We start from the raw sequence: 16,401 nt of genomic DNA on the forward strand, positions 1-16,401 counted from the left end.
GCCGTCAGCGGCACTGATTCCGGCTCCGGCTTCTTGCGACGGCTGAAGGTACGAGCCGGTTAGCGCTTGGCTCACCGTAGGTATCGGCTGGATCGCTCCGGAGGTGCACGCGATATCCGCGTTCGCGTCTGGTGATGTGGGCATCGATAGTTTGCTGAAAAGCGAAGAGACATGAGAACAGCTACTTCATTCGGGAGTTCGGTGACTTGGTCCGGGATTCGATGAGGTGGTCGCCATGGCGGGACCGTATGAGTTGAGGCCTGATTCGGAACTCCCTTAGTGCGCTCCGAGTAGAGGGGTACGGACCTGGGCTGGCCTCCTCTGGCTGAACAGCACACGCGCCTTCTCGGGTTATTGATGTCATAAGCCGAGAACCCACAGCAGTTCGGTGCTATGCGCGCGAGGTGCATGACTGTCTGGCTGTAAACCAGTAACTGAGGCTTTAAGCGTCTTGTGGCTTCCGGTCTCGATGTCCGGTCCCCCGGAGACCGCATCGACGCTGGTTACGCTCGGGGCTCCATGACAGACGGCTACGCCGTGGGAGACATCCTCGGCTCCTCAACCCACTCGGCTTCCCTCAGGCTTCGGGGGCAATTGATGCCGACGCACGTTACTGGGATCCTCTGCAACGCAGAATCGATGAAGCAGGGCTTTCCATTTCCGTTGTCAATGCCGGTGTTTCCGGCAACCGTGTGATCGCAAGTGGATTCATTCCGCACTTCACCCACATGGTCGCCCGACTGCAGGATGATGTACTCGACGTCCCTTCGGTGAAAGATGTGATCACATTCGTGTAAGACTCGGCCCACAAATTCGTTGCCGAACATTGGCTGGATTCTGCCGGGTGGGGCACAGTGACAGAACTGTCGCCCTGAAGACATCGTGACAACTGGGAGCATCTCTGTGCTGTCGCCGCAACGGCAAGGACATCGATCGCAGCTAGGTGAATCTGTGGGATTGATTCGCCGAGGTCGTGGTGCCGGTTTTCGGTCGATCTAATACAGGATGTTGGGTCCGTGTGGGCGTCTTTCGGTGGTTTTCTGAGATACACTGTGTGGCAGCCAGATTCGACAACAGTTCCAGTGAGGTCGCCGAGAGTTCGTTCGCGGCCCGGAGCAACTGTCTCAGTTCCTGGTCGGCGAGATGATCGACTGTCTCCGCGTCCCCGTCGTGAACGCGCGCGCGATCGCCGGACCAGGGGATGGTGAAGAAATAGCCGGGAGGGACATCGAAGTAGACGGCCAACGCTGACACCACCTCATCCGATGGGCTCGACCGAGCGCCGTGTCGAAGCTGGGAGGGATACGCTGTCGAGATTCGGCAGCCGCGTGCGAGAAGGCTGTGAGCCACAGCGACGTTCGTCAGGCGCCGATCGGAGCCGGAGAAGAGCTCGTTCAAGCGGAGTTGAAAGACGTTCTCGTCCGTCACACGGCCTACCATCGCGCCGCCACCTCAATTCTCTTGTTCTTGTCCTGTGCTTGCCGAAGCGGGCTTACGCGCAATTAGGGATGGCTCTATCTGTCAGCGCCAGGAAGAAACTCGCATCGTCCAGCGGCCGTGTGGCGACAGTGTCGGCGATCCGGATGGGACCCTGATCGTAGGACGGATCTTTCCTCTGGGGTATGTCGACGAACGCGCGCTCGACGGGCGCGCTCCGCGCCTGCGTGCGCGAAGAAACGGTCGAACCGCACCCCGACGCCATGCTGGGATTGCACCGCTATACCGTCGGGGCGTGAGTGAATCAGCTGTATCCGTGTACGAAGCGATTCGGCGACGCCGAGACGTTCGCGCCGAGTTCTCGGGAGAGATCGTCCCCGACGAAACTCTGATGCGCATTCTCGACGCCGCCCATCGCGCGCCGAGCGTGGGAAACACGCAACCGTGGGATTTTGTCGTCGTTCGCAATCCGGAGACGCTCGACACCTTCGCGGCACACGTCGCCGATGCCCGGGTGAAATTCGCGCAGTCCTTGCCCGAGGATCGCCGCTCGACGTTCGACCCCATCAAGATCGAGGGAATCGCCGAGAGCGGTACCGGCATCGTCGTCACTTACGACCCGTCGCGCGGTGGCCCGAACATCCTCGGCCGTCATACCGTCGACGACACCGGACTGTTCTCGGCGGTACTGGCAATTCAGAATTTGTGGCTCGCCGCGGTAGCCGAGGAGATCGGCATCGGCTGGGTTTCGTTCTACGACGAGAAGTACCTCACCGAACTCATGGGCATTCCGTCACCCGTTCGCCCCATTGCGTGGCTGTGCGTCGGGAAGGTGACCGAGTTTCAACAGGTTCCGGATCTCGAACGCTTCGGATGGCGACAGCGCCGGCCACTGGCCGACGCTGTCCATTACGAAACCTATTGAATCGTGCCTGGGCGGCTTAAGCCCGCTGGACGACCGCTGAATGGCTTTGACGACCCGCACGTTGTTCATTCGGTTCGGAATTGGTTGGTTCGGATGAGCTTGTTTCACTTGAGCTGAGAAAGTTGTTGGAGAACAACTTCCGGTACCGCGGCGCCGGGGATCTGTGTGATGTGAAAGTCGTCTGGGGGAAGCGTTAATTCTGCTCCGAGCCAGTAGCTTTCAGGCAGGACACCCCCGCGGTCGGTTTGCTGATGGAGGGTTACGCCGTGGGAGTCGCGCATTCCGACGACCAATCGATAGTGTGCGGTGATGTTGGTGATCGGGGTGTATGTGTCGAATCCGACCGACGCACCTGGTGCGGACGGGGTTATTGGTCGGTCGTCGAGGAGTATTGCGGCGAAGGGGAGTACTGCGAAGTCGCGTAGCCAATCCGTGACGTACATCGACGAGTTTTCCGCGTCGTCGGCACTCAGGCCGTCGATATCAGGAGAACCCGAATGATGGTGTGTGGCCCGTAGCCACTGCATGGGGGAGGGTATTTGCAACACCACCGGTTCTGATGCCATTGCGGTCAGGGTTCGGGCAAGCTCGACGGCGCTGCTTGTGAGGTCCTTGTCCGCGAGCATCGTTCGCAGCGCGTAGCCGGTTCTTTTCTTCTGGGACATCGCATCCCGCAGCCCTGTGTTCTGCTCGAGATGGTGCGTATAGAAGTGATTCAGATCGAAGACGGCGAGGTCGGGCTTGAGTAGACTCTGCGCCTGGTTAAAGAATCGGGCATAACTGGTGGGGTCCCCCCAGGGCACGGCTCGGTTGCGGAGAAACACCGTCTGCGCGTACGCGTGGTGATCGAGCAGGAGAGCGGTCCGGCGGCCCGAGGGCGGCGAGGCGATCGTGTCGAGAAGGCTGGTGGTCATGTGGTATTCCTCGTCAGGGTCGTGCAATACCGCGCGGCGATGCGTGCCGCGGCTCCATGCGGCGGCGGGCGAAGCATCACCGCGCGGTATCGACTGGGTCAGGACTTGTGCAGAACTTCCTCGCCGCACTTGGCTTCGAGTTCGCGTACCCGCTTGGTGAGTGCCTCGATCTTGAGCACGCGGCGGTCCGGGATCATGATCAGCGGAAGATCCTCCAAACGTGCCGTCACCCGCTCCGGCTCGCTCTTGCCCCAGTGCGTGGCAACCAGCTGGTCGTTGTCGTCACCCCAGGAACCGAAGTACAGCAACTCTTTCGGCGGCTCGGGCTTGACGTATTCGGCAACGAATTCCTTGTACGGCTTGCCCCGCTCGAGCCGATCCTGACGCATCTGTGCGCGCAGCACCTTCGTCTCCTCCTCGCGGACGACGAAGGTGTCGGGCTCGTAGACGACGCCGTAGAGTCCGCCGGCCACCTTGTCCGAGATCCGCGCGAGCTGCAGGTCCGCCATCACGAGCTCGGGGTCACGTTCGAGGATGTCGCCGTAGCCGCCGCCGGAGCCCTGGCTGATCATGTACAGCTCGCCTTCCTTGGCGACGTCGAACTGCAGACCCATGTGCCCGGTCAGGTACTTGCCGCCCTCGTACGGCTGCTCGTTCATCACCCGTTCGATGGACAGATCGAACTGGGAGGGGTCCTTGCGGATGATGTCGTAGATGTTGATGTTCTTGACCATCGACAACGGGTAGGTCGGGCAGCCGTAGCCGCCGAACATTCCGCTGACCGACGAGAACTTCGAGCCGGAGGTCACGGTCATGAATCCCCAACTGGGGGTACCGCGTGAGGCAACGATCATCTCGTAACCCATGCCGCCGCGATACTTGCCGAAGCCCTGGTTGTCCTTGACGAGACGCTTGGACACCAACTGCAGGAACGGCACCTCCTCTTCCATGACCTCTTGCTCGGCGATGTCGGCCATCGCACAGAACAATGGAGCGACGCCGTCTTCGCCGTCGCGGAATGCCTTGGCGCCACCGCCCATTCCGTTCAGGTCAGCACACAGGTTGCCCACCTGCTCGCTGTGCTGGGTGGTTCCACCCCACAGGAAGTTGTTGATCTGGTTGAACCACGGGGCGATGACGTTCGAATACTTCGTGGGTGCCGAGAACTGCAGCTTGGCGTACGCGGTTTGCAGCGCCGAGAACCCCCGGAACGAGGCCTGCAGCGACTGCCCGACCGGTGCGTCGTATCCGGCGTCGGCCCAGGTGTGCTCCTCCGAGATGACCTCGATGGGGGAGAGCGCGCCGGTGCTGCGCGGCAGATCGGGCCACCAGTACGACAGGATTGCCTGCGTCATGAACGATTTGGTCGATCCGAGCGGCGAGTTGATCGCCCGATTGAGGATCTCGGGGCCGGTACCGGTCAGGTCGACGATCATCCGCTCGCCCTTGATGGTGATCTTGCAGGCGAACTTGATCAGGATGTTCTCTTTGAGGGTGGAGTCGACGAACTGGTTGAACGTGACCGTGCCGTCCGGGAGATCTGAAATGCGGCGCCGCACTTCTGCTTCGACGTTCTCGACGGTGCTCCGCAGCGTGGCGACGAAGGCTTCCTCGCCGACCTCGTCGAGGAGGCGGTTGACGGTGTCCATCACTCGGCTGACGGCGCCCATCTTGACCTTGATGTCGGCGAGCATCAGCTTGGGGTCACGGGTGGAGTGCTGGAGGAATGTCAGCAGATCCCGGCGCAGACGACCGCCTTCGACGATCTTGATCGGCGAGGCACGCAGCCCGTCGTCGAAGGGAGTTTCCGATCCCGAGGGCATACCGCCCGGCTCGCAGGCGCCGTTTTCGCCCTCGTGGATGGTGGCCCCCACCCAGGCGATGATCCGGTCGTCGCGCATGACTGGCACCAGCATCGACTGGTCGGTGTTGTGCACCATGCCGAACCGCGAATCGTTGTGGAAGAAGCCGTCTCCCGGCCGAATCCCAACGGTCGGCTCGTCCTTCCAGTTCTTCATGATGTAACGGATCGGGTGGTGCAGCACTGCGGAGAAGGCGATCACTCCGCGGTTGGAGAGGTAGCTGACGTCACCTTCGGCGGTGTAGACGGCGACCGAGAGGTCGGCCCACTTCGCGCCGGGGGCCGCGCCCATGCTTTCGCACATCTCGAAGGCTTCGTCCAACGAGCCGGCGAGACGTTTACGGATGCGATCTGCCTCGATCGGATCTGTATCCGAGCTCATGCAGTAGCTTTCGTGGGCTGTGCGCTCGGCAATCGTGTGATTACGCATGATCTCGGGATCGGGGCCGAGGAACAGGGTGGTCTCGTCCATGAACTTGTCGACCCACTGCTGCTCCTGTGCGCTGAGTTGCTGAGCGTCTTCGCGGTCCGTAGACGGTCCGCCGCTGCCGTTGTCCAGAATTGTCATGATGTGTGACTCCTTAGAAAGAACTGTGGTTGATTCGACTGCTCGTCAGTCTTTGAGGAGCCAGACGGCACCCTGAACGGTCGGCTCCAGTCGCCAGCCCGGTTCGACGAGGTACGTGGTGCTCTCTGTCGTCACGATCGCCGGACCGGCGATCACGTACGCGTGATGGAGAGCGGTCTCGTCGTAGACGGGGGTTTGTACGGGCTCGCTGGTATCGGTGAAGTGCACCTTGCGGGTACTGACCGGCGCCGGGACGGCACGCTCGCCGCCGGCGTCGATGGAATCGAACTTGACGACGTCACCGTTGATGTACGACGCGACGCGCAAGGTCTGCACGCGCACACCGGCTTCGGGCGCCTGGGTGCCTTCTCCGTAGCGTTGACCGAAGATCTCGGCGAACGTCTTGATCAGGTACAGCACATCGGCGACACCGTCGACCCGGTTGATGTCGAAGGACACCGCAGTGGTGACCAGCTGGTTGCCGTAACGCATGTCCATCTCGAGGCGGTATTGGACATCGTCACGGTTGTAGCCCTGGCGGACAAGGTCTTCGGTGCCCTTGTTCTCGAGCTCGGTGATGTAGGAGTTGAGCTGCTCGTACTGGTTGTAGAGGGTTCGCTCGCGGGGCTCGTAGAGAACGATGTAGGCGCTGCGTTCGTGGATGTGCAGCGGCTTCATGTTACCTGCGCCGAGCGCGGAGAATACCGAGGCGTACGGGGGGAAGAGAATCTTGTTGATGCCGGCCTTGGCCGCGATACCGCAGGCGTGCAGGGGACCGTTGCCGCCGTAGGCGAGCATCGTGTAATCCTCGACGAGGCCGCCGCGCGAGCGCAGCTCCTTCTCGATGCCGATAGCCATCTGCTCGTCGACGGTGCGCTTGATCACCTTCGCAACGTCGACGGCCTCCAGATCGAGTTCGTCGGAAAGGTTTTCGTCGATGGCGTAGACGGAACGCTTCTTGTTGAGCGAAATGTAGCCGTTGGCGTAGTTGTCGGGATCAAGGTATCCGAGCACCAGGTCGGCGTCGGTGACCGTGACCTGAAGGCCGCCGCGGTCGTAGCATGCCGGACCGGGGTCCGAGCCCGCTGATTCGGGTCCGATCTGGACCGAATTATGGATCCGGTTGTACGTGGCGATGGAGCCGCCACCGGCCCCGAGGGTATTGAGGTGGATCATGGGAACCGAGACCAGCCAGCGACCGATGGTGGGCTGGAAATCGTAGTGACGAACTCCGCCTTCGGGGACCAGACCGATGTCGAATGACGTTCCACCCATATCCATGGATACGACGTCGCCGATGCCCGTGGTCTCTGCAAGGTGTTGTGCGCCACCGACTCCGGCAATCGGCCCCGAGTGAATGGTCTGCAATGCATCGGTGGAGTTCGGTTGCGCCATGCCGCCGGAATTGTGAATGACCAGCATCGGCTTCTCGTAGCCGGACTCGCGCAAGTTGCTCGACAGTTGGTTGAGTGCGTGGAACATCGTCGCGTGGAGGAAGGCGTCGACGATTGTCGATGTCGCCCGGACGTATTCACCCTTTCTGCCGGAAACCTGGCTGCTGAGTAGCACCGGGATGGCGCCGAGTTGGTGCGTGGGGTATTCATCGAGGATTATCTCGAGGATCTGCTGCTCGTGAGCCGAGTTCTCGGTTGCGTTCGTCAGGGCCACGACGATGGCCTCGGCACCGTTGTCCACCAATTCGCGCACCTGTTGGCGCACGTCGTCGACCATCAACGGGACCAGGATCTCGCCGACGGTGTCGACTCGTTCCTTGACCGAACGCACCAGGTGACGAGGCACGAGGGGATCAGGACGTTGAGCGTCCGCCATATCGCCCTGCTTGACGCCGTCGAGGCCTTCGCCGTATCCGCGACCGCGGGAAAGGTGGATCGTATCTTCGAATCCGTGGGTGACCAGAGCGGCGACCTTGGGGCCCTTGCCTTCGATGAGTGCGTTTGTGCCCAGCGTCGTGGCATAACGAACCGAGTCGACCTCGCGCAGCGCATCACTGCGGCTCACTCCGGCACGCGAGCACGCCAGGTCGAGAGCTTCGTTGAAGCCCAGAGCCAAATTGTGATGGGTGGTCAGAGCCTTCGCTTCGACGTAGACGTCGTCCCAGACAAAGAAGCAGTCGCTGAATGTTCCACCAATATCAACGGAAATGCGTTTCATGACAGTAATCTCCTTCGATCCGGTCTCAGTGCTGAGCGTGTGAGTGGGAGTGCGAATGCGCTGTGCGGGGCTCGGCGATCGCATTCTCGCCCGGGCCGTAGTTGACCAGGGTTTCCGGATCGCCCTCACGTTCGGCCCACTGCTTCTTCAGTGCGTCGATGTCCCAGATCATGTCGACGGTCGGGGGGTGCCCTGGCGGGGTGTATTCGGTCTCGATCTGAGTTCCGCAACCAGGGCAATAGAATTCGAGGATTCGGCAGAAGAGTGGATCCGGCGCGAAGGTGTACTCGTATTTCTCCGGATCGAGGATCGACGGGTGAATTTCGCGGGGATCTCGGTCGTAAACCAGAGTGCCCTCTTTGTAATTCCCTCGGGCATTGCCCATATCGTGCTCGCAGACCCGGCAGAGCCAGCGCTCGGAGTCGAGATCTATTGCAAGATATTCGGTCATGGGGATACGCATGATGTTCGCTACCTTCGTGTCGAGAAATGTCGATGTGATGGTTCGGGGGGATCGGGCCCCGGCTACACGGTGTCGGTCAGGATCAGGTCGCCGGAGTTGGAAATCTCCAAGTCCCAGCCGGCCGGAACCTGAGCGGTGAAGAACTGCCCTTCCACGATCGCCGGGCCGGATGCCATCGCACCGGCAACCTGCTGGTCGAGCTGGTAGACCGGAAGATCCTCGACGGAAGTCGCGGAAGTGCGGACCGATCGCGTCATGGTGGACGCTGCGACCGACTTCGTCTCCGGAGATCCGCCCTTGACTACCGAATGCGGAAGCTCCCGGATCGCCTTCAACGCCAGGAGGGTCTTGTTCCCGGCAGCCGAGCTGACGTCGAGTCCGCTGTCGAACTCCGTCCGGGTCACCGCGCCGTCGGCATCCTCGACCAGCGATGCCCACTCCAACGAGCAATCAGCGATGTCATATCCCTCTTGGAACATGTCGCGTGTTGCACGCGCACGTAATTCATCCACTGCCGCAGCGATTTCCGCAGAGGTGCGGTCGGTGATGTTGGTCTCGTAGGACTGGGCGATGTCGGAGAAGCTGATACCGAACGCGGAGAACACGGCGGCGAGTTTCGGGACGAGAACGCGCCGCACTCCGGCAAGTCGCGCGGCATCACACGCACTCATCGGGCCACCGCCACCGAATGCGGCAACCGTCGTGGTCTCTGCGCTCTCGACGGCTGTGGCAAATGACTCCGCCACCTTCGCGGCGTAGGCGGCAGCCATCTCGATCAGCGCTTCTTCAACGCTGATCCCCAACGGTTCGGCGACACTCTCGCTGATGACCGCGCGGGAGCGCTCTGCGTCGAGGAACATTTCACCGTCGAGATATGTATCGGGGTCGAGAACGCCGAGAAGCAGATTGACGTCGGTGATCGTTGCCTTCTTGCCGCCGAAACCGAAGCAGGCAGGACCGGGGGCCGCTCCGACGCTTTCCGGGCCGACCACGATCTTGCCGTCATCGACCGCGATGATGGAACTGCCGCCCACACCGGCGGACTTGACGTCACTGAGCTCGTACGAGACCGCAACGCCGTTGACCCGGCCGCGGCGCTCGGTCGCGATGGTGTAGTTCTTGACCGTTCCGACGTCGGTGGTGGTTCCGCCGACGTCGATCATGAGCACGTGGGGGAGGCCGTACGCTTCGGCGAGCGCGCGCGTTCCTTCCAGGCCTCCACGCGGACCAGAGGAGTACGTCTTGAGCGCGACGGATTTCGCGACGCGGGAGGAAGCTCCGTCGTTGCGGTAGATCAACAGCGGATTCTTGATCTTGTAGCTGCGCAGCCGGCGTTCGGCGCTGTAGAGGAAACGCTCGACAGTGGGGTGGAGGAATGAGTTGATGATGCCGGACCAGATTCGGCGTGACCGCAGGTCGTCCGAGGCGAATTCCCAGCTGAACAGCACCGGGACCGAGCCGAGTAGGTGTCGCGGGAAGCTTTCGAGGACGATCCGCTTGAACAGTGCCTCACGTTCCCGGGACTTCGCCGCAAGGATCAGTCGTTCGGCACCGGCTGTGGTCAGTCGGTTGAGTTCCGAGACCAACGTCGTGGTCAGAGCATCGCCGACAAGTTCGTCGGAGACCACAGCGGTACGAGGGCCGACCAGGTCGCCGAAGAGGGATTCGGACTCTGTGCCGGTACGAAGTTCGTCCACGATCGCAGCATCATCGACGATCAACCCGAGACGAGGACCTTTCCTCTCCACGAGGGCATTGGTGCCTTGCGTTGAGGAGTACCTGATGTGTTGAGTCGAGTGCAGTAGACCCGGAAGGTTCTGCTCGCCATAGATGACCGAGGACACCTTGCTCATACCGTCGAAGAGGCATTGAGACAGATCGACGGGGGTCGTCAGTGTCTTCGTGAATGCGAACTCGGACCCACTGCCGACACAGATGTCGGTCAAGGTTCCGCCGTTGTCGATGTTGATCAAACGCTCCATCGAGGCTCCTAGCGTTGTCGAAGAGAAAAGTAAGTGATAGGCATCACTCTGAGTGCGAACGTGGGAAAGCATCACACCGCGCGCAACGGAGCGGAGTGTCCGACCTTGAGACACTCCACTCCTTTGCTTTCGCGTGTTACCTGGAGACACAAATCGTCTGCGAGTACTCGCGTAGGCGTCGGTGGCGCCAGAGCAGGCCGGCAATATGGAGGACGCAATGATGGGAATCGTCGACGACACGAATGGCGGTGCAAGACGGCGCTTGCGCCTCGGTGACCGAGAGACGCAGGCAGGTGGGGCAGACGAATTCGTCGCGGCATCCTGGATCCGATCTCAAGCCGCCGGGGTCTCCCCACACGGAGGGGATGTTCGGTTCATCGGCGACGTCGATGTCGCGTCACGCCTCGTTCATTACGCGCGGCCGGTACTTGAAAAGCTCATCGAATACACCGAAGATATCCCGCTGAGCATCGCGATATCGGACAACAAGGGGCGAGTGCTCTCCCGACTCGACACTAATTCCACAATCGGAGCGCGGGTCGATACGATCTCCCTGTCTCCGGGGTTCAGTTACGCAGAAAGCGAAGTGGGAACCAACGGAGTAGGAACTGTCCTCGAATCAGGCCGTTCAGTCCACATCGTAGGAGCAGCGCATTTTCACGAGCGATTCCAGAAATACTCGTGTTCGGGCGCCCCAATCCGGGATCCACTCTCCGGCCACATCGAGGGTGTACTTGATCTGACATGCCTGGTCGAGCACTCAACCCCACTGCTTCACAGCTTTGTCCGCTCCGCCGCGTCGACTATAGAAACTGCTTTGCTTCACGATCGAGAGTTGAATCAGCGCATCCTTTTCAATGCATTCTCGAAGATGGAAGCGAAAACTCGTTTACCGCTGCTGGTAGCAGGTAAGAACGTACTGATCTCTACAAGTAGAGCGCAGAAGCTTCTCGATTCGGAAGAACAACGAGCAATCGTCCAACATGCGCTCTACCTCGCGGAGCGAGCGCCGAAAGTAACCGAGGAGATAGAACTATCTTCGCGAAGAACCGTAAAGATGAGGACTACCAGGATATCCTCGGGCAAGACCGTGGTTGGAGTTGGAGTGGTGATAGTAGACCTCGTCAACGTCCACGACATGCCAAATTCGGGCTCTCTGCAAAGCCTTAACCGATCGGATCTTTCGAATCCACCGACAGCGGCTTCCGGACTCAACTCCGGCACTGAAACCATCGATGATATTTCGTCCTCATGGCGGAGGGCTACTTTCATAGCGCGAAAAGCGATAGAAAACGATGATCTTGTTGCAGTAATTGGAGAACCAGGCTCGGGAAGAGCGAGGATGATCAAAGAGATCATCCTCGGCGTTCGCCCGAATGTAGAACTAATTGAAGTCAAACCTGGTTTCGATAATGAGTATGTCAAAAAAATAGTAGGCATGTCCTGTGACCACCCAATCTATCTGCTGTTCGACGGTGCGGAACAGTTGAGCTTCGACGAGATAAATTGGATTGCATCAATCCTTGCCGATGGCAGCTCGAATGAATATTTCATCCGAGCCGTTGCCGTGATCTCAGATTATGAAGATCGGCCCGAGTCCACACGAGCCCCCCTCCGGGCTCTCCTCAGAATCTTTCGCACGCCAGTGCACGTCCCGCCCCTCCGGCATCGTGCGGCAGATCTCCCGTTCCTTGTTCGAGAAATCCTCAACGAGCTATTTGGGGGTGAAGCGCCAAACGCGAGCCTTGAGGTCATCGAGAAACTCTCCGGGCATTCTTGGCCTGGCAATGTCTCGGAATTGCGCGATGTCCTCTCCAAATGTCTAGAGAATCGATCTGCGTCGACAATTGAGGTAGGTGACATTCCAATCGCAATTAGTCGAATTGCGATTCAGTCCTCCGGGATGCTGGAAACCGTGGAACGAGAAACTATAATAAAAGCACTTGAAGAAAACGGCGGAAACAGGGTGCGGGCAGCGAAAGATCTGGGCATTGCCAGATCGTCGCTGTATAGAAAAATGAAAATGTACAAGATTTAAATAACTAGAAATAGTGACGTTCAGTTGATGGTTTTCTTCGACGTGACAAGTATTCGCAAGCGGCCGACGGAACGCCTCCGCCCGACGGAGTATAATCAAAGGGAAAGTGCAAGAAGTTGCGGGAATCGGACCCTACCTCGCCTGAATTCTACGTTGCACGTTCTTCACTGAAGCGGGGCGACGGTATCGCTGATACCACGGTGCACGTTCGTGCTGACATACTCGATTCCTGGAAGCGATGTATGAATCGCGAAAAGAAACATGCGGGTGAGACATCATGTTTATCTGAGCAGGATCCGAGCAGGACTCGATTGATCGAAGCTGCCAAGACCGTGCTCTCAAGCTTTTTCGAATCGGATCTCGGATGCCGAAGCTCGGTCATCGTGATCGACGTAAATCATCGACTGTGCTTTCGATACGACGGAGACCGGTCCCTGGACTACGTGTTGAATTCCACTGGGATGCTCATCGGGTCTGATGTGTGCGAATCACGTCTGGGTACCAACGGGGGTGATCTGTGTCTGCTCCTGGGAACTCCGACCGTCGTCCTAGGGCTTGAGCATTGGAATGACGAATTGTCCGCCATTGCCGAGGCAGCATCGCCCATCAGAGATAGTGACGGATCGATCTCCGGATCAGTGGTGGTGATCAATCACCTCTTGGACCATTCGCCGTTGGCGATAACCGTTTCGAAGTTTCTCGCACAACAAGTTCAGGCACTGATCGCTGATGCAGACCACCGCCGAACCGCGGCTTTGGCAAGGTGTCTCGTCACCAAGACACTGATCGGGGACAATCTTGTTCTCGCGACCGACGGCACTTGCCTGTTCACGAACACGTCCACATTGCACCGCACGATTCCGGGCAGAGATCTCGAAGGGATGGTCTCGCATGCACGATCCGCGTTGATGAACGGGGTGTTCGAGGCCTGCCGAATCACACTTCAGAGCGGAGCGCACGCGGCCGTCGACACGGAGCCCGTATTCCACCTCGGTGAGGTGACGGGGTGCGTTCTGACTGCAACCGTCATGCCTAGCGGATGTGAATCTGACGACGCAGACCCTAGTCAGCGCCAAGGTGCGCACATCGGCAGAGTAGGCCCTCGCGATTACACCGTAAACCTCACTGGTGAGGTACGCAGACAGCAGCGACGGGAAAGGAATCAGGCGCTGCTCAATCCATACCTGAGGGCACGAGAAGTGGTCGCCACCAATATCGCCGAGCGACGCAATCATCTCCTCGTAGGCGAACCTGGAACCGGAAAAACCACAATGGTGGCGGCGATGTACGCCGCGCAGCATCCTGGTGCAGGAATCGAAATCGTCAGCGGTACCCGGCGTGACGTCTCCATTGCGGTGGATAGATGGTCGACGTCTGTGCTGGATCACGAGCCGCGCCGGCTACTGGTCCTTCGATCGTTGAACCATCTCGACATCAGCGAGGCGCGCGCCCTCAACCGCGTTCTGACAGCACTCTCCGAGTCGACTGACCCGCCCGTCGTCGTGGGGTGCGTCGACACGTCCGCTATTGACCCAACCCGCCCATACGCTTTGTTGGGCAAACACTTTCACGAGGTAGCTCGCATTCCTGCACTACGGCATCGTGTCGACGACATCGCCGATATCGCCCGCTCCATCCTTTGTGAAATTTCGACGCGGCACTCGTTGCGCCTCGGCGTGCAAGTCGTTCGAGTATTCGAAGGCTATTCCTGGCCGGGAAATATCAGCGAACTGAAGGATGTTCTCCGACATGTGGTCGCGAACAAGCCGTTTGGTGAGATCCAGCCGCTGGATCTGCCACGACTGCACTTTCGTGATCCAACTCGTAAGCTCTCGCCACTCGACACCGCTCAGTGCGACACGATCATCCAAGCGCTGTACGAGGTAGGGAGAAACCGGTACGAAGCTGCCGCCTTGCTCGGAATCAGCCGGTCGTCGCTGTATCGGAAGATCGATGCCTTCGGAATCAGCTACATCGGCTGAGCCTCCGTCGCCACCATATGATCGGAAATCTCAGCCGACGAGCTTCGATGGGTATCAGGGTGAAGGCGAAATGAGTACCTTCAGTGCCTTGTTGTCGGCGGCGTGAGCGAAAGTGTCGTAGGCCCGGCCGAATTCGTCGAACGTGAACGAGTGTGTGCCCATCAATTCAGACCGGATACGTCCCGTTCCGACCATCTTCAACAACGTTGGGATCGATACCGTATCGACCAAGCCCATAGTCAGGGTGAGGTTCTGGATCCACAAATCCTGCATCGGCAGTTCAACTGGCGTTCCGTGAACTCCTACATTGGCGATTGTGCCTCCGGGCCTGACCAATGACGCTGCGGTCAGAAGTGTTTCAGGGTATCCGACCGCTTCGATGGCGACATCGACACCCAAGCCATCCGTCAGTGCTATGACGTCGGCGACCGTCCCAGGGCCGACCTCGACGGCGTCGGTTGCTCCGAATTCGAGAGCTTTTTCGAGTCGGAACTTGTTGGAGTCGATTGCGATAGTGCGGGCTGCACCCCACAATCCGGTCGTGAGAATCGCCGCCAGACCGACTGCGCCGGCGCCCACCACGGCCACGGTGCTGCCTGGTCGAACCTTCCCCGCCAGCACTCCTACCTCGTATCCGGTGGGGAGTGAATCGGCTAGGAAAATAGCCTGTTCATTGGAAATGCTGTCTGGAACCGCATATAGGGACGTGTCAGCGTACGGAACACGAACGAATTCTGCTTGCGTTCCGTCGATCAGATGTCCGAGGATCCACCCGACCCCGCCGACGGTTTGGCAATGAGAAGGCATTCCGGATTGGCAATAGGTACAACGTCCGCACTTGGTTACAGCTGGCACCAGGACGCGATCTCCGACGGAGAAGGTGGCCACCGAATCACCCACCTGGACAATAGTTCCCACGGCTTCGTGGCCAAGAATACGGCCTTCTGTGACGGCTGCTACATCTCCGGAGAGGATATGCAGATCGGTCCCGCAGATCGTGGTCGTCTCCACCTTGACGACGACATCGGTCGATTCTTCTATAGCCGGGTCGGGCACGTCGTCCCACGACTTCTTGCCCGGACCGCGATAAACAAGCGCTTTCATGACTGGCTCCCTAACTCGACGACAATCCCACATCACAGGTGGGGTGCGCTGACGGTATTCCGGCAAAATCGTCGAATGCGTGTGTTCGCATATTCAGGACACACTCTCTTCTTCGACGGTGACGATCGGCCGGACAATTCCTGAATCTGAGATCTCGAAAGTTGAAGATCAATAACTGGGGGCTCCACGTTCCGGACACCGCCACCGGCAGCCTGAGACACACTGATCTGACGAAGTAGTCCGGTGGCGATTGATCGTTGCCGCGTCCCCCTACTCGAGAAGGAAATTATTGGTCAGAGCGCCACGATCGGCGGGGAGGACTGGTAACAGGCATGCAGGCTCGCAATGGGGTTGCATCGCTGTCGCGCTCGCACGTCCGAGGGACTGAGGTCGGTCATGCTGGCGACTCAGGGTTCGATCGCGTCTGGCCGGTTTATTGCCTGTGATATGTGCGTTGTTCGTCAGGCGGTTTTTTGGGCGATGAGACGACGATGAAAACTACTCAGGCACGGGCGATTTTGCACTCCACGCGAAAAAGTATTTCCAGACGGGGACACGTCATGGGCATACTGACATCATGGTCGAGTCTTGGTGGTGTGAGTTTGATAGCCGGCAATACTCACGAACGGGAGAAGGTACTTTCCATGAGGTCGACGCGATTCGTCCCGCAGGCTCGCTGGGATGGACTGCTGACGATGACTCCTGGTGCAGTTATATATCGAGGACCTGGCGGCGATGCGGACTCTCACGCGCACCATGCCGTACAACTGATGATATCGCCGGACGAGCCATTCGTACTCGAGCTCGAAGGGAACGAAAAGCGCACCGCCGCGGCGCTGATACCAAGTGGGTCAAAACATAAATTGCGTTGCAGTTCAGAACGGCTGTTGCTGATGCTCGTCGAACCCTCCGGCGCGCGAGGCAGAAGTCTCAATGCTATCGCCGAACGAATGAC

Annotated in this window: 9 protein-coding genes; 3 read left to right on the forward strand and 6 right to left on the reverse strand. The window is 59.3% G+C overall.

Going from position 1 to position 16,401, the window contains the following annotated elements; genetic code table 11:
- Positions 1 to 1,732: 1,732 nt before the first annotated feature.
- A complete protein-coding gene (bluB, locus tag QRN54_RS28755) occupies positions 1,733 to 2,362 on the forward strand; it encodes a 5,6-dimethylbenzimidazole synthase (RefSeq protein WP_007731309.1) in 630 nt (209 codons plus the stop codon).
- Between the two features lie 104 nt (positions 2,363 to 2,466).
- Here bluB and QRN54_RS28760 read toward each other — a convergent pair whose 3' ends face one another.
- The 5 genes from QRN54_RS28760 to QRN54_RS28780 all read right to left on the reverse strand — a co-directional run bounded on the left by QRN54_RS28760 (position 2,467) and on the right by QRN54_RS28780 (position 10,322).
- The gene (locus tag QRN54_RS28760; RefSeq protein WP_054187116.1) at positions 2,467 to 3,276 is read right to left on the reverse strand and encodes a hypothetical protein; all 810 of its coding nucleotides are present in this window, start codon (positions 3,274 to 3,276) and stop codon (positions 2,467 to 2,469) included.
- Positions 3,277 to 3,374: 98 nt separating this feature from the next.
- Complete coding sequence (locus QRN54_RS28765) at positions 3,375 to 5,705, reverse strand: hydantoinase B/oxoprolinase family protein (RefSeq protein WP_054187108.1); 2,331 nt, start codon at positions 5,703 to 5,705, stop codon at positions 3,375 to 3,377.
- 45 nt (positions 5,706 to 5,750) lie between these two features.
- Positions 5,751 to 7,877 carry a hydantoinase/oxoprolinase family protein gene (locus tag QRN54_RS28770; protein WP_054187107.1) on the reverse strand — a complete coding sequence of 709 codons (2,127 nt, stop codon included), beginning with the start codon at positions 7,875 to 7,877 and terminating at the stop codon, positions 5,751 to 5,753.
- Between the two features lie 25 nt (positions 7,878 to 7,902).
- Positions 7,903 to 8,340: an acetone carboxylase subunit gamma gene (locus QRN54_RS28775; RefSeq protein ID WP_054187106.1), complete on the reverse strand. Its 438-nt coding sequence runs from the start codon at positions 8,338 to 8,340 to the stop codon at positions 7,903 to 7,905.
- A gap of 62 nt (positions 8,341 to 8,402) precedes the next feature.
- On the reverse strand, positions 8,403 to 10,322 hold the full coding sequence (locus QRN54_RS28780) for a hydantoinase/oxoprolinase family protein (protein WP_054187105.1): 1,920 nt from the start codon (positions 10,320 to 10,322) through the stop codon (positions 8,403 to 8,405).
- Between the two features lie 217 nt (positions 10,323 to 10,539).
- Between QRN54_RS28780 and QRN54_RS28785 the strand changes: the two genes are divergently transcribed.
- Together QRN54_RS28785 and QRN54_RS28790 are read left to right on the forward strand one after the other, a co-directional pair.
- On the forward strand, positions 10,540 to 12,360 hold the full coding sequence (locus QRN54_RS28785) for a sigma-54-dependent Fis family transcriptional regulator (protein WP_232318999.1): 1,821 nt from the start codon (positions 10,540 to 10,542) through the stop codon (positions 12,358 to 12,360).
- A gap of 200 nt (positions 12,361 to 12,560) precedes the next feature.
- Positions 12,561 to 14,342 carry an AAA-type ATPase lid domain-containing protein gene (locus tag QRN54_RS28790; protein WP_502944078.1) on the forward strand — a complete coding sequence of 594 codons (1,782 nt, stop codon included), beginning with the start codon at positions 12,561 to 12,563 and terminating at the stop codon, positions 14,340 to 14,342.
- Positions 14,343 to 14,396: 54 nt separating this feature from the next.
- Here QRN54_RS28790 and QRN54_RS28795 read toward each other — a convergent pair whose 3' ends face one another.
- Complete coding sequence (locus QRN54_RS28795; RefSeq protein WP_054187103.1) at positions 14,397 to 15,446, reverse strand: alcohol dehydrogenase catalytic domain-containing protein; 1,050 nt, start codon at positions 15,444 to 15,446, stop codon at positions 14,397 to 14,399.
- Positions 15,447 to 16,401 lie beyond the last annotated feature (955 nt).

Source organism: Rhodococcus sp. MEB032 (assembly GCF_030208925.1).
GTDB classification, from domain to species: Bacteria; Actinomycetota; Actinomycetes; order Mycobacteriales; family Mycobacteriaceae; genus Rhodococcus_F; species Rhodococcus_F qingshengii.

Excerpts from the sequence above, each read along its gene's own strand:
- QRN54_RS28760 (WP_054187116.1), bottom strand. The coding sequence starts at position 3,276 with ATGACCACCAGCCTTCTCGACACGATCGCCTCGCCGCCCTCGGGCCGC.
- QRN54_RS28765 (WP_054187108.1), bottom strand. The coding sequence starts at position 5,705 with ATGACAATTCTGGACAACGGCAGCGGCGGACCGTCTACGGACCGCGAA.
- QRN54_RS28780 (WP_054187105.1), bottom strand. The coding sequence starts at position 10,322 with ATGGAGCGTTTGATCAACATCGACAACGGCGGAACCTTGACCGACATC.
- QRN54_RS28775 (WP_054187106.1), bottom strand. The coding sequence starts at position 8,340 with ATGCGTATCCCCATGACCGAATATCTTGCAATAGATCTCGACTCCGAG.
- QRN54_RS28795 (WP_054187103.1), bottom strand. The coding sequence starts at position 15,446 with ATGAAAGCGCTTGTTTATCGCGGTCCGGGCAAGAAGTCGTGGGACGAC.
- QRN54_RS28770 (WP_054187107.1), bottom strand. The coding sequence starts at position 7,877 with ATGAAACGCATTTCCGTTGATATTGGTGGAACATTCAGCGACTGCTTC.
- QRN54_RS28785 (WP_232318999.1), top strand. The coding sequence starts at position 10,540 with ATGATGGGAATCGTCGACGACACGAATGGCGGTGCAAGACGGCGCTTG.